Genomic DNA, 25,347 nt, shown 5'->3' with positions numbered 1-25,347 from the left:
CAGAAGCGCGGGGGTCGCAGGAGGCACCGTGCTCACCGCGTTCGCCCGGGCGTTCAAGACGCCCGACCTGCGCAAGAAGCTGCTCTTCACGCTCGGCATCATCGTTCTGTACCGGCTCGGGTCACATATTCCGGTCCCGGGTGTCAGTTATCAGAACGTACAGATCTGCGTGGACGCGGCCCAGAAGGGCAACAACAGCCTGTTCGGCCTGGTGAACATGTTCAGCGGCGGAGCGCTGCTGCAGATCACCATCTTCGCGCTGGGCATCATGCCGTACATCACGGCGAGCATCATCCTGCAGCTGCTGACCGTGGTCATCCCGCGCCTGGAAGCCCTCAAGAAGGAGGGCTCGTCCGGCACGGCGAAGATCACGCAGTACACCCGGTATCTGACCGTGGCACTCGCCGTGCTGCAGGGCACCGGGCTGGTGGCCACGGCCCGCAGCGGCGCGCTCTTCAGCGGCTGCCAGGTGGCCGACCAGATCGTTCCGAACCGCTCGATCTTCACCACCATCGTCATGGTCACTTGCATGACGGCGGGCACCGCGGCCGTCATGTGGCTCGGTGAGCTCATCACCGACCGCGGCATCGGCAACGGCATGTCGATCCTGATGTTCATCTCGATCGCCGCCGGCTTCCCGGGCGCCCTGTGGGCCATCAAGCAGACCGGCAAGCTCGCCAAGGGCTGGATCGAGTTCGGCACGGTCATCCTGATCGGCTTCGTGATGGTCGCCCTGGTCGTCTTCGTCGAGCAGGCCCAGCGCCGTATCCCGGTTCAGTACGCGAAGCGCATGATCGGGCGCCGTTCCTACGGCGGCACGTCCACGTACATCCCGCTCAAGGTGAACCAGGCGGGTGTGATTCCCGTCATCTTCGCCTCGTCGCTGCTCTACATCCCGGCGTTGGTCGCACAGTTCTCCAACTCCCAGGCGGGCTGGAAGTCTTGGATCCAACAGCACTTCGTCAAGGGTGACCACCCGTACTACATCGCCACGTACTTCCTCCTGATCGTGTTCTTCGCCTTCTTCTATGTGGCGATTTCGTTCAACCCCGAGGAAGTCGCGGACAACATGAAGAAGTATGGTGGCTTCATCCCGGGTATCCGGGCTGGTCGACCTACTGCCGAGTACCTGAGCTACGTGCTCAACAGGATCACTTGGCCGGGCTCGCTGTACCTGGGTCTGATTGCTCTCGTCCCAACAATGGCGTTGGCGGGCTTCGGCGGCGCGAACCAGAACTTCCCGTTCGGCGGGACGAGCATCCTCATCATCGTGGGTGTGGGTCTGGAGACCGTGAAGCAGATCGAGAGCCAGCTCCAGCAGCGCAATTACGAAGGGTTCCTCCGCTGATGCGAATCGTCCTCGTCGGACCGCCCGGTGCCGGCAAGGGAACGCAGGCTGCGTACCTTGCCAGGAACCTGTCGATCCCGCACATCTCCACGGGCGACCTCTTCCGCGCCAACATCAGCCAGGGCACAGAGCTCGGCCGGCAGGCCAAGGCCTACATGGACGCGGGAGAGCTGGTCCCGGACGAGGTCACCATCGGCATGGCCAAGGACCGGATGGAACAGCCCGACGCCGCGAACGGCTTTCTGCTGGACGGCTTCCCGCGCAATGTCTCGCAGGCCGAGGCGCTCGACGCGATGCTGAAGTCCGAGGGCATGACGCTGGACGCGGTGCTCGACCTGGAGGTCCCCGAGGACGAGGTCGTGAAGCGGATCGCGGGCCGTCGCATCTGCCGCAACGACTCCAGCCATGTCTTCCACGTGACGTACTCCCCGCCGAAGCAGGAAGGTGTCTGCGACACCTGCGGCGGCGATCTGTACCAGCGTGACGACGACACCGAGGAGACGGTGCGCAAGCGGCTCGAGGTCTACCACACGCAGACCGAGCCGATCATCGACTACTACCGGGGCCAGGGCCTGGTGGTCACCATCTCCGCGCTGGGCAAGGTCACCGACGTGACCGAGCGCGCGATGGAGGCGCTGAAGAAGGTCACGCAGCACGCCAAGGACTGAGCAGTACCCCGCAGTACCAGTGGTTCGGCCGCGGTGTCCGATGGGCGCCGCGGCCGTACTGTTGAGCACAGACACGACAGAGGTGGAAGGCAAAGCACATGGTGCAGATCAAGACCCCGGAGCAGATCGCGAAGATGCGCGAGGCGGGGCTGGTCGTCGCCGCGATCCATGCGGCGACGCGTGAAGCGGCCGTGCCCGGTGCCACCACCAAGGATCTGGACGAGGTCGCCCGCAAGGTGATCGCCGACCACGGTGCGAAGTCGAACTTCCTGGGGTACGGCGGCTTCCCCGCGACGATCTGCACCTCTGTGAACGAGGTCGTCGTGCACGGTATCCCGGACGAGAAGACCGTCCTCAAGGACGGCGACATCATCTCCGTCGACGCGGGCGCGATCGTCGACGGCTGGCACGGTGACGCGGCCTACACCGTCTTCGTCGGCAGCGGTCACGCTCCGGAGCTGATCGAGCTCTCGCGGGTGACCGAGGAGTCGATGTGGGCGGGCATCGCGGCGATGAAGAACGGCAACCGGCTGGTGGACGTCTCGCGCGCGATCGAGACGTACATCCGCCGCCAGCCGAAGCCGGGCGGCGGCCGGTACGGGATCATCGAGGAGTACGGCGGCCACGGCATCGGCACCGAGATGCACATGGACCCGCACCTGCTGAACTATGTCTCGCGCAAGCGTGGCAAGGGCCCGAAGCTGGTCCCCGGCTTCTGCCTGGCGATCGAGCCGATGGTCTCGCTGGGCACCCCGCACACCGAGGTGCTGCAGGACGACTGGACGGTCATCACGACGGACGGCACGTGGTCCTCGCACTGGGAGCACTCCGTCGCCCTGACCGAGCAGGGCCCGCTGGTCCTCACCGCACCGGACTGCGGCAGGGCGAAGCTGGCGGAGTACGGGATCACGGCGGCCCCCGACCCGCTGGGCTGAGCGGCCACGTCCGGACGGAGTCCGGCGCAGCCGGTCGAAGCTTGCGAGGCGCCCCGGCGCCGAGCCCGCGAGGGCGGCGTCAGGGATTGGGCCCCGCTGGGCTGAGCGTCACGTCCGGACGGAGTCCGGCGCAGCCGGTCGGAGGACGCCGACGGGCGTGCGGCCGCTTAAGGATCTCTCCGGATGGGCAAACTTGCCGGATTCGTCTTTTCGAGTGGCCTGACGTAGACTGATGCGTCGGCTCTCGTCTACCCGTGTGTCTGCATGCGGTCGTGTGAGCCGATCAAGGTAGCCGATTCGAAGGGCGAAGCGTGGCCAAGAAGCAAGGTGCCATCGAAATTGAGGGCACCGTGATCGAGTCCCTCCCGAACGCCATGTTCAAGGTGGAGCTCCAGAACGGTCACAAAGTCCTCGCGCACATCTCCGGCAAGATGCGGATGCACTACATCCGTATCCTCCCGGACGACCGGGTTGTCGTGGAGCTCTCTCCGTACGACCTGACGCGCGGACGGATCGTCTACCGGTACAAGTAGATCTTGTCGTCACCCCATCGCGTGGGGTGCCGGCACTGACCCGGAGAACCTCACATCCCATGAAGGTCAAGCCGAGCGTCAAGAAGATCTGCGACAAGTGCAAGGTGATCCGCCGTCACGGCCGGGTCATGGTCATCTGCGACAACCTGCGCCACAAGCAGCGCCAGGGCTGACGCACGACCTGCATTCGCAGATCTTCGCGCGACGTATCCAAGCAAGTACATACGCAGAATCCGCCCAGCCCGTAGAGGGTCGGCGGCACCTCCGGCGGGGGCCGGGGACCCGGACGTACCACTGCTTCACTCGAGGCGGTCGGCGGTCGGGAGTGGTTCTGCGGAAGACCCCCGAAACACACAGGAGCCATTGAATGGCACGCGTTTCCGGTGTTGACATCCCGCGCGAAAAGCGTGTGGAGATCGCACTCACCTACGTCTTCGGTATCGGGCGCACCCGGTCGAAGGAGATCCTCTCCGAGACGGGCGTGAACCCGAACACCCGCGTTCGTGACCTCCCCGAAGAGGACCTGGTCAAGATCCGCGAGTACGTGGACGCCAACCTTCGCACCGAGGGTGACCTTCGCCGTGAGGTCCAGGCCGACATTCGCCGCAAGATCGAGATCGGCTGCTACCAGGGTCTGCGGCACCGCCGTGGCCTGCCGGTCCACGGTCAGCGCACCAGCACGAACGCTCGTACCCGCAAGGGCCCGCGTCGCGCGATCGCCGGTAAGAAGAAGCCGGGCAAGAAGTAGTCCTCAGCCGGACGCTCATCAGCGGTCTTCGCTGTAGGACCGACCACCTCCCGTAGGAGTAATAGATGCCCCCCAAGGGTCGTCAGGGCGCTGCCAAGAAGGTGCGCCGCAAGGAAAAGAAGAACGTCGCTCACGGGCACGCCCACATCAAGAGCACGTTCAACAACACGATCGTCTCGATCACGGACCCCTCGGGCAACGTGATCTCCTGGGCCTCCGCCGGCCACGTCGGCTTCAAGGGCTCGCGCAAGTCCACCCCCTTCGCCGCGCAGATGGCCGCCGAGTCGGCCGCCCGCCGCGCGCAGGAGCACGGCATGCGCAAGGTCGACGTCTTCGTCAAGGGTCCCGGCTCCGGCCGTGAGACCGCGATCCGCTCCCTCCAGGCCACGGGCCTCGAGGTCGGTTCGATCCAGGACGTCACCCCCACCCCGCACAACGGCTGCCGCCCCCCGAAGCGTCGCCGCGTCTGACCCCTCGCGGGTAGGACTTTGCGGGCGGTATGGCGCTTCGGTGCCGTACCGCCCGTACCCTTGTTCCGTTGGCATCAAATAGTGGGTGCCAAGACTGGAGGCATTTCTCATGCTTATCGCTCAGCGTCCTTCGCTGACCGAAGAGGTCGTCGACGAGTACCGCTCACGGTTCGTGATCGAGCCGCTGGAGCCGGGCTTCGGCTACACCCTCGGTAACTCGCTCCGCCGTACGCTCCTCTCCTCGATCCCCGGCGCTGCTGTCACCAGCATCCGGATCGACGGTGTCCTGCACGAGTTCACCACCGTGCCGGGCGTCAAGGAGGACGTCACCGACCTCATCCTCAACATCAAGCAGCTGGTCGTCTCCTCGGAGCACGACGAGCCGGTCGTGATGTACCTGCGCAAGCAGGGTCCCGGCCTGGTCACCGCTGCTGACATCGCCCCGCCGGCCGGTGTCGAGGTCCACAACCCGGACCTCGTTCTGGCGACGCTGAACGGCAAGGGCAAGCTGGAGATGGAGCTGACCGTCGAGCGCGGTCGCGGCTATGTCTCCGCCGTGCAGAACAAGCAGGTGGGCCAGGAGATCGGCCGTATCCCGGTCGACTCCATCTACTCGCCGGTGCTCAAGGTCACGTACAAGGTCGAGGCGACCCGTGTCGAGCAGCGCACCGACTTCGACAAGCTGATCGTCGATGTCGAGACCAAGCAGGCCATGCGTCCGCGTGACGCCATGGCGTCGGCCGGTAAGACCCTGGTCGAGCTGTTCGGTCTGGCGCGCGAGCTCAACATCGACGCCGAGGGCATCGACATGGGTCCGTCCCCGACGGACGCCGCGCTCGCTGCCGACCTGGCGCTGCCGATCGAGGAGCTCGAGCTCACCGTTCGTTCGTACAACTGCCTCAAGCGCGAGGGCATCCACTCCGTGGGTGAGCTCGTCGCCCGCTCCGAGGCCGACCTGCTCGACATCCGCAACTTCGGTGCGAAGTCGATCGACGAGGTCAAGGCGAAGCTGGCCGGCATGGGCCTGGCCCTGAAGGACAGCCCCCCCGGATTCGACCCGACCGCCGCCGCCGACGCCTTTGGCGCCGACGACGACGCGGACGCCGGTTTCGTCGAGACCGAGCAGTACTGATCCAGACCCGTCCGGCGGTTGAGAACTCAACCGCCGGACGGGCTTGATCACACACTTCCGGTGGGCGGCCGCCCGCCGGTAACTGACATCGGTACCTGATACGGCCGGTGCAGATCACAAGGAGAAACACCATGCCGCGTCCCACCAAGGGAGCTCGTTTCGGCGGCAGCGCCGCGCACGAGCGTCTGCTTCTCGCGAACCTTGCGAAGTCGCTGTTCGAGCACGGCCGCATCACCACGACCGAGGCCAAGGCCCGCCGCCTGCGTCCGGTCGCCGAGCGCCTGATCACCAAGGCGAAGAAGGGCGACATCCACAACCGTCGCCTGGTGCTGCAGACGATCACGGACAAGGGCGTCGTGCACACCCTCTTTACCGAGATCGCCCCGCGCTACGCCGAGCGCCCGGGTGGCTACACCCGCATCACCAAGATCGGCAACCGTCGTGGCGACAACGCCCCGATGGCTGTGATCGAGCTGGTCGAGGGTGAGATCGCCAAGAAGGCGACCGTCGCCGAGGCCGAGGCCGCGACCAAGCGCGCGGTCAAGGAGTCCGAGACCAAGGCCGCCGAGGCCGAGGTTGTCGAGGACGCCGCGCCGGCCGACGAGGCCGCCGAGTCCAAGGACGCCTGAGCGTTCTGACGGCTGATGGACGGGTCCGCTCCCTCACGGGAGCGGGCCCTTCCGCATTGAGAGGATCTGTCGCGTGAGCGATGAGGTGGAGCACGACCGGGGGTCCGGGGGTTGCCCCCCGGAGGAGCACAGCGTGCGGGTGCGGCTGGACCTGTCCTACGACGGGGCGGACTTCTCCGGCTGGGCCAAGCAGGCCCGCGGGCAGCGGACGGTCCAGGGGGAGATCGAGGACGCACTGCGTACGGTCACGCGCTCCTCGCAGACGTACGAGCTGACCGTCGCCGGGCGGACCGATGCCGGGGTGCACGCCCGCGGGCAGGTCGCGCACGTCGATCTGCCCCGGAGCCTCTGGGCCGAGCACCAGGAGAAGCTGCTGAAGCGGCTGGCCGGGCGGCTCTCGCGCGATGTCCGGATCTGGCGGGTCGCCGAGGCTCCGGCCGGGTTCAACGCGCGCTTCTCGGCGATCTGGCGGCGGTACGCGTACCGGGTGACCGACCACCCCGCGGGCGTCGATCCGCTGCTGCGCGGCCATGTGCTCTGGCACGACTGGCCGTTGGACGTCGAGGCCATGAATGCCGCCGCCGAGAGGCTGGTCGGGGAGCACGACTTCGCGGCGTACTGCAAGAAGCGCGAGGGCGCCACCACGATTCGTACGCTGCAGCAGCTTCAGTGGGAGCGGGACGCGGCCGGGATCATCACCGCGACCGTGAAGGCCGATGCCTTCTGCCACAACATGGTGCGCTCGCTGGTCGGCGCGCTGCTGTTCGTGGGGGACGGGCACCGTCCGGTGGACTGGCCGGGCAAGGTGCTGGCCGCCGGGGTGCGGGACTCTGCAGTCCATGTGGTGCGCCCGCACGGCCTGACGCTGGAGGAAGTCGGTTATCCCGCCGACGAGTTGCTGGCCGCCCGGAATCGGGAGGCCCGCAACAGGCGTTCGCTGCCGGGGTCAGCCGGCGGGGTTGGCGGCTGCTGCTGAGGCCTGGGCCTCGCCGCGGCGCACGATCTGACGGAAGGTGAACTCCGCGAGGTCGTCGCCCGTCTGGAAGGCCTTGGAGTCGCCCGAGGTGACGGACTTGGCCTTGGTGTAGCCGGTGGCGGTGAAGTAGGCGTAGCGGCCGTAGGAGTTGGCGGTGAACCGGCAGACCGGGCCGCCCTTGCAGAAGCTGGGGACGCCTGCGCCGGGGAGCGGGGCGACATTGCCCTTCGCCTGCTGGGCCGCCTTCTTGGCCTCCGCCTCCGTGCCGAAGACGGCGACGCCGATGGTGACCGCGATGCCGTCCTTGCTGTAGGTGGCGCGGAAGACCTGGTCGCAGCCGTTGCTCTCGAGGACCGAGCCGAGAGCGCCCTGGGTGGCTGAGGGGCAGGTGCCGGTGCGGGCGGTGGCGCCCTTGGCGTACACCCGGTCGCCCATCGTCAGCTTCTTGCCCGGGAAGAGGGACTCCGCACTGAGCGGCGCCGTGTCCTTCTTCTCGTCGGAGATGAAGTCCTTCGGGTTCGGCGGGGGCAGCGGGGCGACCGAGGAGAAGGACGGCTCGGGCTGGGTCGTGTCGCTGGGCAGGTCGGGCGCCGCGGGGAGCTCGCTGGCGTTCTTGCCCGAAGAGCGGTTGTCCTCGTCACTGTTGGAGGAGACGATCCCGGTCGCCACGACGCCGGCGATCGTGGCGGTCGCGAGTGCGCCGCCGCCTATCAGCAGCCACCGCCTGCGGCGGGCACGCGTCGCCGAGGCGTCGGCGAGCGCGGCCCAGTCCGGTGTGTTGTCGGCCGCCGCCGAGGCGCGCAGGCCGAACGGATCCGGGTCGTTCTGCCCGAAGTTGTACCGGTCCGCTCGCCCGTACGGGTCTTGACCTCCGTACGGGTCCTGGTTCTGTCCACCGGACCCCCACTGAGGTCCCCCCTGCCCAAAGCTCATGCCGCGCATCCTAAACCTGTTGGGGCGAGGGGATGACGACAGCGAGAATCGGAGCATGGGACATCTCGAGGCAGCGCATCTGGAGTACTACCTACCGGACGGGCGGGTGCTCCTCGGTGACGCCTCCTTCCGGGTGGGGGAGGGCGCGGTGGTCGCCCTGGTCGGCGCGAACGGCGCCGGCAAGACGACGCTGCTGCGGCTGATGGCGGGGGAGCTGCAGCCGCACGGCGGTGCGGTGTCGGCGAGCGGCGGGCTCGGTGTGATGCCGCAGTTCGTCGGGTCGGTGCGGGACGAGCGGACCGTACGGGATCTGCTGGTGTCGGTGGCGCAGCCGCGGATCCGCGAGGCCGCCGCGGAGGTGGACGCCGCGGAGCACCTGATCATGACGGTCGACGACGAGGCCGCGCAGATGAAGTACGCGCAGGCGCTGAGCGACTGGGCGGAGGCGCGGGGGTACGAGGCCGAGACCGTCTGGGACATGTGCACGATGGCCGCGCTGGGCGTTCCGTACGAGAGCGCGCAGTGGCGGCTGGTGCGCACCCTCAGCGGGGGCGAGCAGAAACGGCTGGTGCTGGAGGCGCTGCTGCGGGGTCCCGACGAGGTGCTGCTCCTCGACGAGCCGGACAACTATCTGGACGTGCCGGGCAAGCGGTGGCTGGAGGAGCGGCTGAAGGAGACCCGTAAGACGGTGCTCTTCGTCTCTCACGACCGGGAGCTGCTGGCGCGGGCCGCGGAGCGGATCGTGAGTGTGGAGCCGAGCCCGGCGGGGTCGGACGTGTGGGTCCACGGCGGCGGCTTCGGTACGTATCACGAGGCGCGCAAGGAGCGGTTCGCCCGCTTCGAGGAGCTGAAGCGGCGCTGGGACGAGGAGCATGCGCGGCTGAAGGCACTGGTGCTGCGGCTGCGGCAGCAGGCGGCGATCAGCCCGGACATGGCGTCGCGGTACCGGGCGATGCAGACCCGCTTCAAGAAGTTCGAGGAGGCGGGGCCGCCGCCGGAGCCGCCGCGGGAGCAGGAGATCCGGATGCGGCTGCGCGGCGGGCGGACCGGAGTGCGCGCGCTGACCTGCGCGGGGCTCGAGCTGACCGGCCTGATGAAGCCGTTCTCGCTGGAGATCTTCTACGGGGAGCGGGTCGCCGTCCTGGGCTCGAACGGGTCCGGGAAGTCGCACTTCCTGCGGCTGCTGGCGGGGGAGCCGGTGGCGCACAAGGGGGAGTGGAAGCTGGGGGCGCGGGTGGTGCCCGGGCACTTCGCGCAGACGCATGCGCATCCGGAGCTGCTGGGGCGGACGCTGGTCGACATTCTGTGGACGGAGCACGCCAAGGACCGGGGCGGGGCGATGTCGGTGCTGCGGCGGTACGAGCTGGAGCGGCAGGGGGACCAGCGCTTCGAGAAGCTCTCGGGCGGCCAGCAGGCGCGGTTCCAGATCCTGCTGCTCGAACTGGCGGGGACGACCGCGCTGCTCCTCGACGAGCCGACGGACAACCTGGATCTGGAGTCGGCGGAGGCGCTGCAGGAGGGCTTGGAGACGTACGAGGGGACGGTGCTGGCGGTCACGCACGACAGGTGGTTCGCGAAGTCCTTCGACCGGTACCTGGTCTTCGGCTCGGACGGGGTCGTACGGGAGACGTCGGAGCCGGTGTGGGACGAGCGACGGGTGGAGCGGGCGCGCTGACCTGGGCGCGTGACCTCGGGCGCTCGGCGGGCCGTGGTGCGGCCGCTGCGCGCCGCGTGAGGCTTCGGCTGCTATGGAGCGCAGGGTCCAACCGCCGTTAGAGTGGCGGCCGTTGTCGGGTGGGGCCGATCCGGGGGGCGGGCATGCAGGATGACGGGGTGGCGGATGCGCTCCCGGTGGGGCACAGCAGTTTCGGGCCGTTCACGGTGTTGGCCGAACTGGCCAGCGGCGGCATGGGGCGGATCTATCTCGCCCGCTCGCCCGGCGGTCGCACGGTCGCCGTCAAGACACTGCTCACCGACAGCGCGGACGACCGGCGGCGGTTCGCGCGCGAGGTGGTCCTGGCGCAGCGCGTCCGGGGCGTGTACACCGCGAGCGTCGTCGAGGCCGACGCGCACGCCGCGGTGCCGTGGATGGCGACCGAGTACATCCCCGCGCCCTCGCTGAGGGACCTGGTCGAAGGCTGCGGGCCCCTCGGCCCCAGCGCCTTGCAATGGGTGGCCGCCGGTATGGCCGAGGCTCTGGTGTCCATCCACGCGGCCGGTCTGGTGCACCGGGACGTGAAGCCGTCGAACGTACTGCTCCCGGTCGAAGGCCCGCGGGTGATCGACTTCGGCATTTCGCAGGCCGGTGATGTGACCCGTACGCAGGCGGCGCTCGGCACGGTCGCGTACGCCGCGCCCGAGCAGGCGCGGGGCGAACCCACCACCGCGGCCTCGGACGTCTTCTCGCTGGGGGCGACACTCTTCTTTCTCGCGGTGGGCCGGGCGCCGTACCGCGAGGGGGGCGCGGGCTCCGCGATGGAACAGCTGGTGCGTGCCGCGACGGGCGAGCTCGATGTCTCCGGGCTGCCGCCCGAGCTGGACGCGCTGGTCCTGCCCTGTCTGGCGCTGGACCCGGCGGAGCGGCCTGCTCCTGCCGACATCCTGGCGCTGTGCGCGTCCCGGCTCGGGGAGCGGCCGGACGCCCGCGGTGGCGAGGACTGGCTGAATCCGGCGTGGATCGAGGCCATCGAAGGACACCGGGAGCGGCGGACCCGCGCGGTGGAGGACGCCCGGCGGCGGGTGCAGCCGGACGCGGTGACGGATGCGGTGCCTCTGCCCCGGCCGACCTCACGGCTGGCGGCGCCGCCTCCCGTACGGCGTACAAGGCTGTGGTGGGCGGGCGGCGGGACGGTGCTCGCCGTGGCGGGACTCGCGGTGCTCCTGGTGGTACGGCCATGGGAGGGCGAGCGGGCCGCGGGTGTGCCGGACAAGCCCGTGCGCATCCTGGAGGTGGAGAACGAGTTCCGGGGCTCGTGCGCGACCGGATCGGACACGGGGCTGCTCCCGACGCAGACGCCAGTGCCTGACGGACGTGGCTTCATGTCGTACGACACGCAGACCTGTGTCGTCGTATCGACGGCTCCCGGGATGACCGTCAACAAATTCAAGAAGGTGACCGCCTTCGAGGACACGGGGCCGGGGGCGAAGGGCTGGGCCGTCATGGTCACCTTCGAGGATGCCGACAAGACGAAGTTCGCCGAGCTGACCGGGAACGTCGCGGGCCGTGCCGAGCCGCACAATCACCTGGCGTTCGTCCAGGGTGACGACCGGCTGCTGGCCAGCCCGGCGATAATAGAGCGGCTGCCGGGCGGGAGCGCGCCGATCGCCGTCGGCCTGAAGCGCAACGAGGCCCAGTTTCTGGCCAAGGTACTGGGTGCCCCGTGACGCCGGCGTTTTGACCCGACCGGGGGAGCGCGGGTATTCTTCTGGTTCGTTATGCGTATTGGCTTGCTCTATCTCACGTGAGGGGCCCTTACGCCGGTCCACCGGGCCGATGACCAGCGGCAGGCACTCGGGTTGCGTCCCCGTAGCGCCGCCAAGGCTGTCGTGATCGTCCGGGTGGACCTGTCAGGACCCTTCCCCTAAGCCTTGGGGCTTGGGGAGGCCCCATCACTGAAGAAGCGAAGGCTACGACCGTGCGTACGTACAGCCCCAAGCCCGGCGATGTCACGCGCCAGTGGCACATCATCGACGCGCAGGACATTGTCCTGGGCCGTCTGGCGACTACGGCAGCGAACCTCCTCCGGGGCAAGCACAAGCCGACTTACGCCCCCCACATGGACATGGGCGACTTCGTCATCATCATCAACGCCGAGAAGGTTCACCTCTCCGGCAACAAGAAGACCCAGAAGATGGCGTACCGCCACTCCGGGTACCCGGGTGGTCTGCGCTCCGTCCGCTACGACGAGCTGCTTGCCAAGAGCCCGGAGAAGGCTGTGGAGAAGGCCATCAAAGGCATGATCCCCAAGAACACCCTGGGTCGTCAGATGCTCTCGAAGCTGAAGATCTACGCGGGCGACCAGCACCCGCACGCTGCTCAGCAGCCGGTCCCGTTCGAGATCACCCAGGTCGCGCAGTAGTTCCGGCCACCCCCTAAGACGTACAGAAAGATCTGAGGAGAATCGTGGCCGAGACCACTGCAGAGACCCCCGTCGAGGGCACCGAGGCTGAAGAGACCTTCGCCGAGGTGACCACCTTCGAGTCGGAGGTTCCCGTCGAGGGCGAGTACACCAGCGAGTCGCTGGCGTCCCGCTTCGGCGACCCCCAGCCGGCTGCCGGCCTGGGCCGTCGCAAGAACGCCATTGCCCGCGTCCGGATCGTTCCGGGCACCGGCAAGTGGAAGATCAACGGTCGCACCCTTGAGGACTACTTCCCCAACAAGGTGCACCAGCAGGAAGTCAACGAGCCCTTCAAGGTGCTCGAGCTCGACAACCGCTACGACGTCATCGCCCGCATCTCGGGTGGCGGCGTCTCCGGTCAGGCCGGCGCCCTGCGCCTCGGCGTGGCCCGCGCCCTGAACGAGGCGGACGTGGACAACAACCGCGCCCCGCTGAAGAAGGCCGGCTTCCTGAGCCGCGACGACCGTGCGGTCGAGCGCAAGAAGGCCGGTCTGAAGAAGGCCCGTAAGGCCCCGCAGTACAGCAAGCGCTAATCGCTCGCTGGCCTGTACGGCTTTCGTTCGCCCCGGCGGCACTCCGTGCTGCCGGGGCGTTCGTATATGGACCACCCCGGGCGTATAACGGGCTAGCGCTCGGGGGCTTGCATTTTCGGAGCATTTTCGGAGGACAGCTGTGGGACGACTCTTCGGCACGGACGGCGTGCGCGGTGTCGCCAATGCGGATCTGACGGCGGAGCTCGCGCTCGGCCTTTCGGTCGCTGCGGCGCATGTGCTCGCCGAGGCGGGGACCTTTGAGGGGCATCGGCCGACCGCCGTGGTCGGACGTGATCCGCGTGCGTCGGGAGAGTTTCTGGAGGCCGCCGTCGTGGCGGGTCTCGCAAGTGCGGGCGTGGACGTGCTGCGCGTCGGCGTACTGCCGACACCCGCGGTGGCGTATCTCACCGGCGACCTCGGCGCCGACCTCGGCGTGATGCTCTCCGCGAGCCACAACGCCATGCCCGACAACGGCATCAAGTTCTTCGCGCGCGGCGGTCACAAGCTCGCCGACGAGCTCGAGGACAGGATCGAGGCCGTGTACGAGGAGCACCGCACCGGCGCTCCCTGGGACCGGCCGACCGGTGCGGGCGTGGGCCGGGTGTCCGACTACGACGAGGGCTTCGACAAGTACGTGGCCCATCTGCTGGCCGTGCTGCCGAACCGGATCGACGGGCTCAAGGTCGTCCTGGACGAGGCGCACGGTGCGGCATCCCGCGTCTCGCCGGAGGCCTTCGCGCGGGCGGGCGCCGAGGTGATCACCATCGGCGCGGACCCGGACGGCCTCAACATCAACGACGGCTGCGGCTCCACGCACCTCGGTCTGCTGAAGGCCGCGGTCGGCGAGCACGGCGCGGACCTCGGCATCGCCCACGACGGCGACGCCGACCGCTGCCTCGCCGTGGACGGCGCGGGCAACGAGGTCGACGGCGACCAGATCCTCGCCGTGCTGGCGCTCGCCATGCGCGAGGCCGGGACCCTGCGCGGGGACACCGTTGTCGCCACCGTGATGTCCAACCTCGGCTTCAAGCTGGCGATGGAGCGCGAGGGCGTACAGCTGGTGCAGACCGCGGTCGGCGACCGGTACGTCCTGGAGTCGATGAAGGCCGAGGGGTACGCGCTGGGCGGCGAGCAGTCCGGGCACGTCATCGTGCTCGACCACGCCACGACCGGCGACGGCACGCTCACCGGCCTGATGCTGGCGGCCCGGGTCGCCGCGACGGGCCGCTCGCTGGCCGATCTTGCCGGGGTCATGGACCGGCTGCCGCAGGTGCTCATCAATGTGCCGGACGTGGACAAGGCGCGGGTGAACACCTCTACGGAGCTGGCCGGCGCGGTTGCCGAGGCGGAGCGCGAGCTGGGTGCGACCGGTCGTGTACTGCTGCGTCCGTCGGGTACCGAGCCGCTGGTACGCGTCATGGTCGAGGCAGCGGACATCGAGCAGGCCCGCTCGGTGGCCGGCCGGCTGGCGGACGCGGTGAAGTCCGCGCTCGGCTGATACGGATCGGCGGGGGCGCGTCCTGGTGGACCGGGGCCGCCCTCGCTGCGTTTCGGGTGCGCCCGGCCTGGACCGTGACGGTTCGGGCCGGGCGCTTTTGCCTGCCCCCGCCCGGCGTCAGAGCAGCGTCGTTCTTGCCGCCGTACGCGCCCGCTGCCTCGCCCACAGGTACTTCTGCGCCAGCAGCGTCAGTGTGCCTGCCAGCACGATGCCCAGCAGATTCAGCAGCAGCTGCTCCGTCGAGCCCCACGCCTGCTTGTACTCCTGGTAGCTGAACGCCACCGCCGCGTTCGCCGCCGCCGGGACCGTCGTCACCGAGATCGCCACGCCCACCAGCGCGCCCGATTTCGCCGAGGTCAGCGAGAGCGTCCCCGCCGCGCCGGCCAGCGCGGCGACGACGAAGGAGAACCAGTCCGGGCGGTAGATGAAGTTGGTGTTCGGGCGCTCGGCCGCCAGCTGCGACGACTCGAAGAGGCCCACCCCGTCCATGAAGAAGCTGAAAGCCACCGTGGCCAGCATGGCCGCGGCGAAGCCGACGATCAGCGCCTGGAACGAGCGCCACGCCAGCCGCGGGGCGCGCTGCACCAGCGCTGTGCAGATACCCGCCAGCGGGCCGAACTCCGGGCCCACCGCCATCGCGCCCACGATCAGGATCGCGTTGTCGAGCACCACGCCGCACGCCGCGATCATCGTCGCCAGGGTCAGAAACGCGATGTACGTGACGGACAGCGTCGACTCCTCGTGGGTCGCGTCCGTCAGGTGCTCCCACAGCACCGCGTCCGCGCCCTCGCCCGGTGCCTCCTCCTCAGCCTTGTCGGCGCGCCTCGAGAGCGACAGGTCGATGTTCTCGACGGCGATCGAGCCCGACTCGTCGATGCCGAGCGCCCGCAGCTCGCCGATCAGTTCGTCGCCCGCCTCCCGGGCCACGTCGCACATCACCAGGTCGCCCGCGGGATTGAGGGCGGCGCCGGGGACGAGGGCGAGATGCGTCGTGCCGACGGTCCGCTCGATCAGCCGCACCACCTCGGCGGTGCGGTCGGCCGGGGTGATCAGGCGCAGATGCAGCACGCGGGCGGCTCCTCAGAGTTTGCGCAGGGACAGGCGCTGCACCTTGTGGTCGGGGCCCTTGCGGAGCACCAGCGTGGCACGGCCGCGGGTCGGGGCCACGTTCTCCAGCAGATTGGGCTTGTTGATGGTGCGCCACATCGTACGGGCGTAGTCCAGGGCCTCCTCCTCGGAGACCTGGGTGTACTTCCTGAAGTACGAGAAGGGGTTCTGGAAGGCCGTCTCGCGCAGCTTGCGGAAGCGGTTGAGGTACCAGCGCTCGATGTCCTCGGGGCGGGCGTCGACGTACACGCTGAAGTCGAAGTAGTCCGCCAGACCCACCCGGGTGCGGCCGTCCTTGCCCGGCAGCGCGGGCTGCAGGACGTTGAGCCCCTCGACGATCAGGATGTCGGGGCGGGCGACGGTCAGGCGCTCGCCGGGCACGATGTCGTAGATCAGGTGGGAGTAGACGGGGGCGGTGACCTCGTCCTTGCCGGCCTTGATGTCGGCGACGAAGCGGGTCAGGGCGCGCCGGTCGTACGACTCGGGGAAGCCCTTCCTGGACATCAGACCGCGGTCCTTGAGCTCCTTCATGGGGAGCAGGAATCCGTCGGTGGTGACCAGCTCGACGCGCGGGTGCTCGGGCCAGCGGGCGAGCAGGGCCTGCAGCAGTCGGGCGACGGTGGACTTGCCGACCGCGACGGAGCCCGCGACGCCTATGACGAAGGGGGTGCCGCGCTGCTCGCCGTGGCCGTTCCCGGCGTCGCCCAGGAAGGTGTTCAGCGCGCCTCGTAGACCGGCCGTGGCCTGTACGTACAGATTGAGCAGCCGGGAGAGCGGGAGGTAGACGTCCCGTACCTCGTCCAGGTCGATGACATCGCCGAGACCGCGCAGCTGCTCGACCTCTTCGGCCGTGAGGGGGAGCGGGGTCTTTTCACGCAGGGCGCTCCACTCCGCGCGGGTGAGGTCGACGTAAGGCGTCGACGCAGGCTCGGCCCGGCGGTGGGCGCTCCGTGGCGGCGAAGAGATCACCTACACATTGTCGGGGCTGGGCGGCGGTTCTGGAGGGTGTGCTCGGTCACGCGGCGATGGGCCCTCCTCCATGGACGGTCCGAGGTGACGGGCCAGCCACGGCTCCTGCGCAAGGACCGCGCCGACCGTGATGGCGACGGCGATCGCGGCGCAGACCACGATCAGCCACGAGAGCATGGTGAACACCGACCCCAGCGATCCGTACTCCGCCATGCTGCGGTTGAGCGCCCGCGGCATGTAGATCCGGGCGCTGACCGACAGGGCCGTCAACGCCGCCGCCGTGAGAAACGCGCCGGGCAGCAGCGGCAGCCAGCGGACCCGACCGCCCAGCAGCAGGTGCTGAGTCCACCACCACAGGAGGGTCAGACTGATTGCGGTCACCGGGATGCCCAGCCAGAGCCCGGCGCCGAAGCCGTTGCGCAGGGGCCCTTGCACCAGAAGGGCGAGCATCCAGACGGCGATCCAGACCAGCCACCGCCAGGGGGCGACCTTGGAGGCCGCCTTGGGCACGGCGAACGCACGTCGGCAGAGCCGCTGCAGCGCCCGGCTGACGGCTGTCGCCGAGATGAGCACCATGAGAGCGCCCACCACGCCGATGGTGTCGCGCACGCCACCCGTGTGCGACTGGAGAAGCTGATCGAGCTGTGCGTTCACGGCTCCGGTGAGGCCGAAGACCGTACGTAGGGAGCTGACGAGCTGATTGCGCACCGAGCTCGGGGCGAAGGAGGCGATCAGGAAGAACAGAGGGATCGCGGTCAGGAACGACTGCGCTGCCAGCCGGGTCGCGGCATCCAGGATGTTGACGGCGTGCATCCGCGAAATGAGGCGAGCGATGACGGGGAAGCGCGTATGCGCCTCGGCGAGCCTCAGTCGCAGACGGGCGTCCAGGGCGTGGGACCACGCGCGCCACCGCGCCATCCTCGCCTCCTCTGCGCTCGGTGTCCGCCGGCCCGCCCGGGTGCGCGGGGGCCGTCAGACAAGTTGGGAGATGCTCCGGCCGGCCAGCCAGAAGCCCAGCGCCAGGGACAGCGTGACGACGGCCTGGTCCTGGTGGTCCGTCATCCAGGTACGCAGTGCCTGGAGTCTCGGCGTGGCCGCGCTGGGCCGGAATGTCGCGTAGAACTCCATTGTCAGCAGGCTGGAGGTGGCCAGCAGGCAGTACAGCATCAGCGTCAGCCAGGTGGCGGCGTGCGAGAGATCCGCGTTCATGACGGTCGCGGCGCCTGCGGCGACGAGCCCCCAGGGCTGGAGGAGGACCGCGAGGCCGGCCGCCGTCCACGACGAGCCCTTGTGCAGCTTCGCCTGCCCTGCGGGGTCCCGTCGGGGGCGGCCGGTGCTGCGGCGCTTGTGCACGCCGTAGCCGATCAGCCCGACGCCGACGGCCAGTTTGACGGCGAGTGCCCCGGTGGAGGGGGCGGAGTTCAACTTGGGCGGCGTCCCGTCGGTGAAGAGCAGCACACAGGCGATCACCAGAACCAGGCATGCGAGCCAGGCGAGGATGAAGACAAGGCCCTTGCGTACGCCCTTTTCCGCGGACAGCACCAGGATGAATGACATGACCGGAAACGGTTCGAGGGTGATCGCCAGGCCGATGAGGATGAGGTCGAGAGTCATCTCGGCGTCCTCACTCCTCCAGGGGCCGGTTCTTCGGCGGACGCGGTCCCTTCGTCCGCCGAATCCAGCGAGACACGAAGCCGGTGGAAATGCGAAAGGTGGGCGCCCATTGGGATGACCTCTGCGGCCGTTCTGCCCCGGGCCGGGAGGCCCGACCCGAGGTGCATGGAGTTCCGTGCGGTGATGCAATGGGTTCGGTGGTGTGAAATCCGCCCGGCAGACCGGAAGGGTTCGTCCGCGGATGAACGCCGTCGAGCCGAACCGTGCGAGGAGCCCGTATGAGCGCCGACGAACTTTACGAAATGGGTCCTGTCGACTATCTGGTCATCGAGTTTCCGGGCAACCGAATGACCGGTGAGGGCCTGCCGCTGCTCGTCGACCTGGTCGAGCGCGGAATTATCCGGATCCTCGACCTCAGCTTTGTCAGAAAGGAAACCGACGGCTCGGTCACCGGGCTGGAAATCGCGGACATCGACCGCGACGGCACACTCGACCTGACCGTCTTCGAGGGCGCCTCCTCGGGCCTGCTCGGTGACGACGACTTTCAGGACGCGTCCGCCGTGCTCGAGCCCGGAAGCTCCGCGGGGATCATTGTGTACGAGAACCTGTGGGCCGCGCCCCTCGCGTCGGCCCTGCGGCGCAGCGGCGCCCAGTTGGTGGCCGGCGGACGGATTCCGGTTCAGGCCCTCGTGGCCTCACTCGAAGCCGCCGAGGCCCAGTCCGATTCCTGAGGCAGCCGTCAGCGGCTGCTCACGAGACAGGGACACAGCACATGCCTGGTCTACTTCGCGGGGTCGCCCGCACCGCCGTCGTCGCCGGCACGGCGACCGCGGTTTCCAACCGTGTGTCGCGCCGACAGGCCGGCCGATGGGCCGAACAGGACAGCCAGCAGGCTCCCGCACAGCAGCCGGCCGCTGCCGAGCCGCCGCCCCCGGCCGCACCGTCGATGGAAAGCAAAATTGGCCAATTGAAGGAACTCGGAGATCTCAAGGCGCAGGGTGTCCTCACTGAAAGCGAGTTCGAGGCTCAGAAGAGCCAGATCCTCAGCTCCTGAGCGAAATCCCGTTTTGGGGTCCCGATCGGAGTGCCCATGGACCGATATCCGCCCATCGCCGACCATGGTCTGATCGGTGACCTGCAGACCGCCGCTCTGGTCTCCTCCCGCGGCGTCATCAACTGGTTTCCGGCTCCCCGGTTCGATTCACCGAGTGTTTTCGCCGCTCTGCTCGACCATGACCGCGGCGGATATTTCCTCTTCGCTCCGGACGACGCCGACGCGGTCTGCAGACAGCTCTATTTCCCCGACACGGCAGTCCTGGTGACCCGGTTCATGTCGCCCGACGGCGTCGGCGAGGTAATCGACTGCATGCTGCCGAACCAGGCGCTCACGCCGACGGACCGGCACACGCTGGTGCGCGTCGTACGGTGCGTACGCGGCACAGTGCGGTTCTCTTTGGAGTGCAGACCGCGGTTCGACTACGGGCGGGCCACTCATGACCTCGAACTGCGCCCGGAGGGAGCGGCGTTCCGGGCGCCGAAGCAGACCGGCTACCTCTGGGCCACCTTCCCTCTGGAACGTGACGGGCTGGACGTCAGGGGCGAGGTCACACTCGACGCGGGCGAGTCGGCCGCCGCCGAGTTCACGGTCTGTGACCCGGACGGTGAGCGGCCCGCTCCCCCCACGGTGGAGGGGCTCACCGAACAGCTCTTCGCCGTGGGCTACTTCTGGCAGGACTGGCTGCGCACTTCCCGGTACCGCGGCCGGTGGCTGGACATGGTCAACCGCTCCGCGATCACCCTGAAGCTCCTCACCTACGCTCCCACGGGTGCTCCCGTCGCCGCGGCGACCATGGGTCTACCCGAACAGATCGGGGGCGAGCGCAACTGGGACTACCGCTACACCTGGGTGCGGGACGGTGCGTTGTCGGTGCGGGCGTTGCTGGACCTCGGATTCGTCGACGAGGTGTCCCGGTTCACCCGCTGGCTCGGCGACCGGATGCGCGACCGCGCGGACTCTCCGGGCGAACGTCTGCAGATCATGTACCGGGTCGACGGGGATCCGGACATCCCGGAGGAGATCCTCGATCACTTCGAGGGGTACCGCGGCTCGTCCCCGGTACGGGCCGGGAACGCCGCTATGGATCAACTCCAGCTCGACATCTACGGCGAGGCGCTCTACGCCATGGCCGAAGGCCACGAGGTGGGAATCCAGACCGGATACCACGGCTGGAAGGGGCTCGCCTCGACGCTCGACTGGCTCGCCGAATCCTGGGACCGCCCGGACGAGGGCATCTGGGAAACCCGCGGCGGCCGCAAGGACTTCACCTACAGCCGGGTGATGTGCTGGGTCGCCTTCGACCGCGGACTGCGTCTGGCACAGGAGTTCAGCCGGCCCGCGAACACCGCTCTGTGGACCGACGCAAGAGACACCATTCTCGATCAGGTGATGGAACGGGCCTGGAGCGACAAGGAGCAGGCCCTCGTCCAGTACTACGACGGCGACGTCATGGACGCCTCCCTGCTGCTCATTCCACGGGTCCGGTTCCTGGCCGCCAAGAGCCCCGGCTGGCTGTCCACGCTCGACGCCGTCGACCGCAAGCTCGTCTCGGACAGCCTTGTCTACCGCTACGATCCAACGGCTTCCCCGGACGGTCTGCGCGGCTCGGAGGGCACGTTCAGCCTCTGCACGTTTCTCTACGTCGACGCACTGGCCAGGGCCGGGCGGCTCCCTCAGGCGCGCTACGCGTTCGAGAAGATGCACACATATGCCAACCATGTGGGCCTGTTCGCCGAGGAGATCGGCCCCAGCGGTGAGCAACTCGGAAACTTCCCACAGGCGTTCACCCATCTCTCTCTCATCATGGCCGCCAGCACTCTCGACGAAGCCCTCGACCGGCAACAGAGCCGCTGAGGTCAGACTTTGGCGGCCGCGCCTTCGCCCCCTTCGCGGCGACGGGGCGCCCGCGGCGGGATCGACGGCCCCGGGGGCAGCAGCTCGGCCGTCACGAAGGCGACCACGGCCGCGATGATCACCACGGGAATGGTCGCGGAGTTTCCGAGGATCAGGACCACCAGAACCACGCTGCTGACCGGTAGCCGCAAGGCGCTGGCCGCGGCTGCCGCCATACCCGCGGCCACTCCGGGTACCACTCCCAGGCCCGGCAGGGGCGCCAGCAACAGCCCTGCCGCCCCGCCCAGGAACAGAGCGGGAAAGATGGGACCGCCTCGCAGGCTGCCCAGACAGAGCGAGTAGGCGGCGGCTTTGAAGACCAGCACGGCAATCAGGGCACCGACTCCCCAGGCCTGGGGATCGGCAGCCATGGTGGTCAGCGTGTCCTGCCCGGACGACGCGACATCGACCGGCGAGCGGTCGGTGATGAGCGCATACAGGGCGCCGCAGGCCCCGGCAGCCGCCGCGCAGACAACCGTCCTGCGTACGGTGTGCGCTGCTACGAAAGCCGCGGTCAGCCGTCCTCCGGCGAACACCAGGTGCATCAGCACGCCGATGGCCACTGCCATCAGGATCGACCACGCCACGTCTCCGGTGTCCAGCCGCGACGGCGGCTCCGGGAACTTCACAGTGAGGCTGCCCGTATCCAGACCGGTCCAGCGCCCGAAACCGGTGAACACCAGGTCTCCCACGCCGCTCGCCAGCAGCGCCGGGAGCAGGACGGCGAACAGCTGCGGGCCTCCCACTCCCGCCACCTCGATGAGGAGCACCCCGGCGATGAGCGGATTGCCGAAGATCGCCGCGATGGCAGCCGCGGCGCCGGCCGCACCCAGCAGGGCGTTGCTCTGGGGAGTGGCCGGGGCGCGGACGAGATCCCTGAAGAGCAGTGCCAACCCACCGCCCAGGGCGATCAGCGGCGCCTCCGGGCCAAGCGTCGCGCCCAGCGGGAGGCTTGCCACCGCCGCGATGATCACTCCGGGCAGCGCAAGCGACGTGGCTCCCCCGGCGTGCAGACCGGACGCGGGGATGTGGCCTCCCGCGCCGGGCAGATGGGTGACGACCAGCCCCACGATGACCCCGGCCACCGGGAGAAGCGGCAGCGGCCACCACCACGGCGGGGTGTCCCAGCCAAGGGCCTGCGGCAGATCTGCCCACACCGCGTTCTCGAGTTCATGCAGGGCGACGAGGAACCAGAAGGCCGCGAGGGAGACCGGAACACCGATCAGAGCGCTGAAGACCAGCACCTTGAGGTAGCCGGGGGTGCGCAGCATGTCCCGCAGCCGGTCGGCCGCCGGTGGCTGCGTCGCGCCGTTGGACGCGGCCGGTCGAGCGCTCGGCTCCGTCATGGAACACGTCCTTTCCGACGTTCCAGCCCAAGCTGAACCGCTCCGAAGATGAGCTTGGCGATCAGTCCCACCAGGATCAGGTCGGCGACCATCTGCACGGTGGTCAGCACCCGGGTCGTTTGCGTCGTGGCCACGATGTCGCCGAAGCCGACGGTGGCGAAGACCGTGACCGTGAAGTAGAGCGCGTCGGTGCGGCTCAAGGTTTCGGAGAAGGACGACGGCCGCTCCCTGGCGATGATGTAGTACGTCGCGGAGAACAGCAGCAGGAACAAGGGCACAGCCGTGGCCAGTGCCTCCATGGCGCGCAGCCGCGGATGTTCGGCACGGATGATGGCCACCGTCTGCCAGGCGACCAGAGCCCCGAACGCCACCAGACCCACGATCAGCGCCGTCAGTGAGCCGAGGCCCGCCTTTTGGTCCAGCGGAGCCAGGTAATACAGCGCGGTGAGCACAGCAACGGAGGCGATCGAGCGCAGCAGCCCAACGAGCAGGCTGCGGCGCTGCTGCTGTTGGCTGAGCGCGCCGCCCTCATCCGGTGTCAAGACGGTCTCGGCGGCGCGTCGGGCCCGGTCCGCTCGGCTCCGTCCTGTGGGCCGGCGTCGTCCAGGAACTCACGGATTGCGAAGGCGGCCAGCACGACGAGCCCAATCCACAGCACTACCTGCGTGGTCGGGTAGGACCAGGTGACCAGGACAAGCACCGCGCCCAGCAGGATGACTCCGCCGATCCAGCGCTTGTAGCGGTGGACGAAGCGCCCCACCGGGCCGAGCCGCAGTCCGGCCGATTCGGTGGCACCTCGTACGGAGCCGATCCCGTCGGCTCCGGCACGTCGCACCGTGACCGCGGCCCGGGAGGGCCCGATGAGGAAGGCGCCGATGGCGGTCACCAACGCCACCGCCGCCACGGCACGTACCGAAGAGCGCAGGAATCTGACCAGATCGTCGAAGACGGCGGACGCCGCGGGCTGGTACACGCTCGGCGGCAGCCGGTCGAGATAGATGTTCTTGAAGACGGCGAGGGTGGTGCCGAGCAGCAGCATGGCGAACGCGATCGAGAGCACCGTCGCGATGAGGATGCGGCGACGGTGGGCCGACAGGAACACCGCGGCGGCGGCGATGATCACCGTCACCACCGGCAGCCAGGTACCGAGGATCTGCAGGATCCGCATATATGTCTTGATCTTGCCGAGGTCGTCCGAGGAGTAGACGACAAAGGTCGTATGCACCTCGGGGATCGCCGCGGCAGGCGCGAAACCGGCTTTGACCAGCTCGTCCTTGGCCTTGGCCACAATGGGGCCCAAATCGATGGAGACCTGGTTGTTCTTCAGGGAGACCGCGCCGCCGCCCTTACCGGTCAGCGCCTTGTCCAGGGCGGTGTGAGCGACCCGGTTCGCGTCGACCCACAGGGTCTCGAACGCGCTACTGGAGACGACCTTGCGGACCGTGCTGCTGATCAGTTCCTTCAAGCCGCTCTCGATCGGTCCGTCCAGATTGTTGATCAGTTCGGCAGCCTTGGGTGGTACGCCCTTCTGGGCTGCTGCATCGGACAATTGGGCGACCAGGGCCTTCACGTCGATCTGGGCCAGGATCGCGGCTGTGGCCCGGTTGGTGACGGCCGTCTGCACCGCCGGATCGTCCGCCAGTGGGGCGACGGTGGCGACGTAGCGGTCGGTGTCTCCCACGATGCTGTTCACCCATACGGCGACGACCGAGAGGATGGACAGGAGCGCGGCCAGGATGACCAGTACGGCAGAGAGCACCGACCGGACACGGTGTCGCCGCTGCTTTCCGCCCTCCAGCTCCGCAACACGGCGCCGCAGTTCGTCCAGCGTTGCTTGATCACTGGAGGGCGGCTGGTCACCGGCCTTCGCACGGGACGGTCCTTCGGGGGCTGCGTCACCCGGCCGCCCGCTCGGTGAACCGGGGACCTCCGGTCCCTGACCGGTACCCGATGGATCCGGCTCGGATGCGTGGGGTGCCATGAAGCGCTCCTGCGTCTGGTCCCGTGGGGCGTGAGCGGCGGAGCTGTCCGCCGCTCATCCAGGAGAAACGCTCCATGTGAATCGTGCGACCGGAGAACCACCGAATCGCTGTCCGCTGCCGGGTGCAGGCGAGGTCTTCGGCCGGTGAGGGTCCGCAGGCTGTCAGGTATTCCCGGGCCGTGGGGCGACGCAGAGCGCCCAGATGATGAAGAGGTCGACGGCGATGAGCGTCAGAGCCCAGAAGGGGTAGTGGGGCAGCCACATGAAGTTCGCGATCATGGCCAGGCCGGCCACTGCGACACCGAGGACCCGCGCCCAGACGGCTCCACTGAACAGTGCGAATCCTGCGGCCACGAGGATGATGCCCAGGATCAGGTGGATCCAGCCCCAGCCCGTCAGGTTCCACTGGAACATGTAGTTACGGGTGGCGACGAACACGTCGTCCTTGGCGATGGCGGCGATGCCCTCGAAGATCGCCATGAACCCGCCGAAGATCATCAGGACCGCGGCGAACACCATCCATCCTGTGGCGAAGCCTCTGTGGGGGCTGTGCCCCCCGCTGTCCTGTCGGACGCCTGCATGAGTGGTCATGGTGCGTTCCTTCGACTAGTACTGCCGTACGAGCCGGGGCGGCCCGTACGGCCGATCGCGTCGATTCCAGCCTCCCCCTCTCAGGCGTGGCCCGCACCCGGGCAGCTCGGCTGCGCCTGCGAGCCGACGGCCGGTCGCATCGTGGACCGGGTCGACCGACCGCCGGGCGGGGGGCCGACCGGGCGAAGAAGGTCCGCCCAGCGGCCCAATGGGAGCCGGGAGAGTGTGCTGCCTTTGCCGACCGGTGGTTCTGTGACGAGCCGGCTCG

27 protein-coding genes are annotated in these 25,347 nt (G+C 68.6%); 18 read left to right on the top strand and 9 right to left on the bottom strand.

The annotated features are described in order from the left end of the window. Positions 1-28: 28 nt before the first annotated feature. The 10 genes from secY to truA all read left to right on the top strand — a co-directional run bounded on the left by secY (position 29) and on the right by truA (position 7,439). Positions 29-1,348, top strand: coding sequence for a preprotein translocase subunit SecY (gene secY, locus OG729_RS16210; RefSeq protein ID WP_360878847.1), 1,320 nt, complete (start codon positions 29-31; stop codon positions 1,346-1,348). Further along, on the top strand, positions 1,348-2,016 hold the full coding sequence (locus OG729_RS16205) for an adenylate kinase (RefSeq protein WP_360878849.1): 669 nt from the start codon (positions 1,348-1,350) through the stop codon (positions 2,014-2,016). The genes secY and OG729_RS16205 overlap by 1 nt, the downstream gene beginning before the upstream one ends. A 98-nt stretch (positions 2,017-2,114) precedes the next feature. Continuing rightward, positions 2,115-2,951: a type I methionyl aminopeptidase gene (gene map / locus OG729_RS16200; RefSeq protein WP_405806731.1), complete on the top strand. Its 837-nt coding sequence runs from the start codon at positions 2,115-2,117 to the stop codon at positions 2,949-2,951. A 311-nt stretch (positions 2,952-3,262) separates the two neighbouring features. Beyond that, positions 3,263-3,484: a translation initiation factor IF-1 gene (infA, locus tag OG729_RS16195; RefSeq protein WP_003956442.1), complete on the top strand. Its 222-nt coding sequence runs from the start codon at positions 3,263-3,265 to the stop codon at positions 3,482-3,484. A gap of 59 nt (positions 3,485-3,543) precedes the next feature. Continuing rightward, a complete protein-coding gene (gene rpmJ, locus OG729_RS16190; protein ID WP_003956441.1) occupies positions 3,544-3,657 on the top strand; it encodes a 50S ribosomal protein L36 in 114 nt (37 codons plus the stop codon). A 194-nt stretch (positions 3,658-3,851) separates the two neighbouring features. After that, the gene (rpsM, locus tag OG729_RS16185; protein ID WP_360878855.1) at positions 3,852-4,232 is read left to right on the top strand and encodes a 30S ribosomal protein S13; all 381 of its coding nucleotides are present in this window, start codon (positions 3,852-3,854) and stop codon (positions 4,230-4,232) included. A 65-nt stretch (positions 4,233-4,297) separates the two neighbouring features. Next, positions 4,298-4,702, top strand: coding sequence for a 30S ribosomal protein S11 (rpsK, locus tag OG729_RS16180; RefSeq protein ID WP_003956432.1), 405 nt, complete (start codon positions 4,298-4,300; stop codon positions 4,700-4,702). 109 nt (positions 4,703-4,811) lie between these two features. Then, positions 4,812-5,834: a DNA-directed RNA polymerase subunit alpha gene (locus OG729_RS16175; RefSeq protein WP_003956430.1), complete on the top strand. Its 1,023-nt coding sequence runs from the start codon at positions 4,812-4,814 to the stop codon at positions 5,832-5,834. A 131-nt stretch (positions 5,835-5,965) separates the two neighbouring features. After that, entirely contained in the window at positions 5,966-6,463 is a 498-nt protein-coding gene (gene rplQ, locus OG729_RS16170; RefSeq protein ID WP_360878860.1) for a 50S ribosomal protein L17, read from the top strand. A 73-nt stretch (positions 6,464-6,536) separates the two neighbouring features. After that, the gene (gene truA / locus OG729_RS16165) at positions 6,537-7,439 is read left to right on the top strand and encodes a tRNA pseudouridine(38-40) synthase TruA (protein ID WP_360878863.1); all 903 of its coding nucleotides are present in this window, start codon (positions 6,537-6,539) and stop codon (positions 7,437-7,439) included. Here the strand turns inward: truA and OG729_RS16160 are convergent. Further along, positions 7,410-8,372 carry a hypothetical protein gene (locus tag OG729_RS16160; RefSeq protein ID WP_405806727.1) on the bottom strand — a complete coding sequence of 321 codons (963 nt, stop codon included), beginning with the start codon at positions 8,370-8,372 and terminating at the stop codon, positions 7,410-7,412. The two genes, truA and OG729_RS16160, sit on opposite strands and share 30 nt — an antisense overlap. A gap of 55 nt (positions 8,373-8,427) precedes the next feature. On the opposite strand from OG729_RS16160, the gene OG729_RS16155 reads away from it, so the two are divergent. The 5 genes from OG729_RS16155 (at position 8,428) to glmM (ending at position 14,521) form a co-directional block, all read left to right on the top strand. Next, positions 8,428-10,047 carry an ABC-F family ATP-binding cassette domain-containing protein gene (locus tag OG729_RS16155; RefSeq protein ID WP_405806725.1) on the top strand — a complete coding sequence of 540 codons (1,620 nt, stop codon included), beginning with the start codon at positions 8,428-8,430 and terminating at the stop codon, positions 10,045-10,047. A gap of 143 nt (positions 10,048-10,190) precedes the next feature. Next, positions 10,191-11,756, top strand: coding sequence for a protein kinase domain-containing protein (locus tag OG729_RS16150; RefSeq protein ID WP_405806723.1), 1,566 nt, complete (start codon positions 10,191-10,193; stop codon positions 11,754-11,756). Between the two features lie 251 nt (positions 11,757-12,007). Further along, on the top strand, positions 12,008-12,451 hold the full coding sequence (gene rplM, locus OG729_RS16145; RefSeq protein ID WP_005313471.1) for a 50S ribosomal protein L13: 444 nt from the start codon (positions 12,008-12,010) through the stop codon (positions 12,449-12,451). Between the two features lie 44 nt (positions 12,452-12,495). Further along, on the top strand, positions 12,496-13,023 hold the full coding sequence (gene rpsI / locus OG729_RS16140) for a 30S ribosomal protein S9 (protein ID WP_327325497.1): 528 nt from the start codon (positions 12,496-12,498) through the stop codon (positions 13,021-13,023). A gap of 139 nt (positions 13,024-13,162) precedes the next feature. Next, a complete protein-coding gene (glmM, locus tag OG729_RS16135) occupies positions 13,163-14,521 on the top strand; it encodes a phosphoglucosamine mutase (RefSeq protein ID WP_360878877.1) in 1,359 nt (452 codons plus the stop codon). A gap of 117 nt (positions 14,522-14,638) precedes the next feature. On the opposite strand, the gene OG729_RS16130 is transcribed toward glmM, so the two are convergent. Genes OG729_RS16130 through OG729_RS16115 form a run of 4 tightly spaced genes read right to left on the bottom strand, consistent with a single transcriptional unit; the run spans position 14,639 to position 18,211 of the window. After that, positions 14,639-15,589, bottom strand: coding sequence for a DUF389 domain-containing protein (locus tag OG729_RS16130; protein ID WP_405806721.1), 951 nt, complete (start codon positions 15,587-15,589; stop codon positions 14,639-14,641). Between the two features lie 12 nt (positions 15,590-15,601). Continuing rightward, on the bottom strand, positions 15,602-16,597 hold the full coding sequence (gene coaA / locus OG729_RS16125) for a type I pantothenate kinase (protein ID WP_405806719.1): 996 nt from the start codon (positions 16,595-16,597) through the stop codon (positions 15,602-15,604). After that, positions 16,598-17,515 carry a YhjD/YihY/BrkB family envelope integrity protein gene (locus tag OG729_RS16120; protein WP_405806717.1) on the bottom strand — a complete coding sequence of 306 codons (918 nt, stop codon included), beginning with the start codon at positions 17,513-17,515 and terminating at the stop codon, positions 16,598-16,600. Between the two features lie 54 nt (positions 17,516-17,569). Further along, complete coding sequence (locus tag OG729_RS16115; RefSeq protein WP_405806716.1) at positions 17,570-18,211, bottom strand: GAP family protein; 642 nt, start codon at positions 18,209-18,211, stop codon at positions 17,570-17,572. 278 nt (positions 18,212-18,489) lie between these two features. Here OG729_RS16115 and OG729_RS16110 point away from each other — a divergent pair, with 278 nt between their 5' ends. The 3 genes from OG729_RS16110 to OG729_RS16100 are packed head-to-tail and all read left to right on the top strand — an operon-like array spanning position 18,490 to position 21,122. Further along, the gene (locus tag OG729_RS16110) at positions 18,490-18,942 is read left to right on the top strand and encodes a DUF6325 family protein (protein ID WP_360878893.1); all 453 of its coding nucleotides are present in this window, start codon (positions 18,490-18,492) and stop codon (positions 18,940-18,942) included. Between the two features lie 41 nt (positions 18,943-18,983). Then, entirely contained in the window at positions 18,984-19,265 is a 282-nt protein-coding gene (locus OG729_RS16105; RefSeq protein WP_360878897.1) for an SHOCT domain-containing protein, read from the top strand. A gap of 36 nt (positions 19,266-19,301) precedes the next feature. Continuing rightward, positions 19,302-21,122: a glycoside hydrolase family 15 protein gene (locus tag OG729_RS16100; RefSeq protein WP_405806714.1), complete on the top strand. Its 1,821-nt coding sequence runs from the start codon at positions 19,302-19,304 to the stop codon at positions 21,120-21,122. A gap of 2 nt (positions 21,123-21,124) precedes the next feature. Here the strand turns inward: OG729_RS16100 and OG729_RS16095 are convergent, their stop codons facing one another. From OG729_RS16095 to OG729_RS16080, 4 genes are all read right to left on the bottom strand, one after another. Continuing rightward, complete coding sequence (locus OG729_RS16095) at positions 21,125-22,507, bottom strand: chloride channel protein (protein WP_405806713.1); 1,383 nt, start codon at positions 22,505-22,507, stop codon at positions 21,125-21,127. After that, positions 22,504-23,049, bottom strand: coding sequence for a potassium channel family protein (locus tag OG729_RS16090; protein ID WP_405806711.1), 546 nt, complete (start codon positions 23,047-23,049; stop codon positions 22,504-22,506). Before OG729_RS16090 ends, OG729_RS16095 begins: the two co-directional genes overlap by 4 nt. Then, the gene (locus OG729_RS16085; protein WP_405806709.1) at positions 23,046-24,488 is read right to left on the bottom strand and encodes a hypothetical protein; all 1,443 of its coding nucleotides are present in this window, start codon (positions 24,486-24,488) and stop codon (positions 23,046-23,048) included. Before OG729_RS16085 ends, OG729_RS16090 begins: the two co-directional genes overlap by 4 nt. Positions 24,489-24,650: 162 nt before the next feature. Beyond that, on the bottom strand, positions 24,651-25,079 hold the full coding sequence (locus OG729_RS16080) for a hypothetical protein (protein ID WP_405806708.1): 429 nt from the start codon (positions 25,077-25,079) through the stop codon (positions 24,651-24,653). Between the last annotated feature and the right edge of the window lie 268 nt (positions 25,080-25,347).

Source organism: Streptomyces sp. NBC_00210, assembly GCF_045160975.1.
In the GTDB taxonomy this organism is placed as follows: domain Bacteria; phylum Actinomycetota; class Actinomycetes; order Streptomycetales; family Streptomycetaceae; genus Streptomyces.
Note: the sequence above shows the minus strand (reverse complement) of the source record. Positions and strands in the feature narration are given on the sequence as shown.

What these genes read in the sequence shown, in the direction of transcription:
- OG729_RS16175 (WP_003956430.1), top strand. Translation starts at nt 4,812, where the DNA reads ATGCTTATCGCTCAGCGTCCTTCGCTGACCGAAGAGGTCGTCGACGAG.
- OG729_RS16205 (WP_360878849.1), top strand. Translation starts at nt 1,348, where the DNA reads ATGCGAATCGTCCTCGTCGGACCGCCCGGTGCCGGCAAGGGAACGCAG.
- OG729_RS16100 (WP_405806714.1), top strand. Translation starts at nt 19,302, where the DNA reads ATGGACCGATATCCGCCCATCGCCGACCATGGTCTGATCGGTGACCTG.
- OG729_RS16095 (WP_405806713.1), bottom strand. Translation starts at nt 22,507, where the DNA reads ATGACGGAGCCGAGCGCTCGACCGGCCGCGTCCAACGGCGCGACGCAG.
- OG729_RS16160 (WP_405806727.1), bottom strand. Translation starts at nt 8,372, where the DNA reads ATGAGCTTTGGGCAGGGGGGACCTCAGTGGGGGTCCGGTGGACAGAAC.
- OG729_RS16155 (WP_405806725.1), top strand. Translation starts at nt 8,428, where the DNA reads ATGGGACATCTCGAGGCAGCGCATCTGGAGTACTACCTACCGGACGGG.
- OG729_RS16105 (WP_360878897.1), top strand. Translation starts at nt 18,984, where the DNA reads ATGCCTGGTCTACTTCGCGGGGTCGCCCGCACCGCCGTCGTCGCCGGC.
- rpsM (WP_360878855.1), top strand. Translation starts at nt 3,852, where the DNA reads ATGGCACGCGTTTCCGGTGTTGACATCCCGCGCGAAAAGCGTGTGGAG.
- rplQ (WP_360878860.1), top strand. Translation starts at nt 5,966, where the DNA reads ATGCCGCGTCCCACCAAGGGAGCTCGTTTCGGCGGCAGCGCCGCGCAC.
- map (WP_405806731.1), top strand. Translation starts at nt 2,115, where the DNA reads ATGGTGCAGATCAAGACCCCGGAGCAGATCGCGAAGATGCGCGAGGCG.
- OG729_RS16110 (WP_360878893.1), top strand. Translation starts at nt 18,490, where the DNA reads ATGAGCGCCGACGAACTTTACGAAATGGGTCCTGTCGACTATCTGGTC.
- OG729_RS16120 (WP_405806717.1), bottom strand. Translation starts at nt 17,515, where the DNA reads ATGGCGCGGTGGCGCGCGTGGTCCCACGCCCTGGACGCCCGTCTGCGA.
- OG729_RS16080 (WP_405806708.1), bottom strand. Translation starts at nt 25,079, where the DNA reads ATGACCACTCATGCAGGCGTCCGACAGGACAGCGGGGGGCACAGCCCC.
- rpsK (WP_003956432.1), top strand. Translation starts at nt 4,298, where the DNA reads ATGCCCCCCAAGGGTCGTCAGGGCGCTGCCAAGAAGGTGCGCCGCAAG.
- OG729_RS16085 (WP_405806709.1), bottom strand. Translation starts at nt 24,488, where the DNA reads ATGGCACCCCACGCATCCGAGCCGGATCCATCGGGTACCGGTCAGGGA.
- rpmJ (WP_003956441.1), top strand. Translation starts at nt 3,544, where the DNA reads ATGAAGGTCAAGCCGAGCGTCAAGAAGATCTGCGACAAGTGCAAGGTG.
- OG729_RS16115 (WP_405806716.1), bottom strand. Translation starts at nt 18,211, where the DNA reads ATGACTCTCGACCTCATCCTCATCGGCCTGGCGATCACCCTCGAACCG.
- OG729_RS16150 (WP_405806723.1), top strand. Translation starts at nt 10,191, where the DNA reads ATGCAGGATGACGGGGTGGCGGATGCGCTCCCGGTGGGGCACAGCAGT.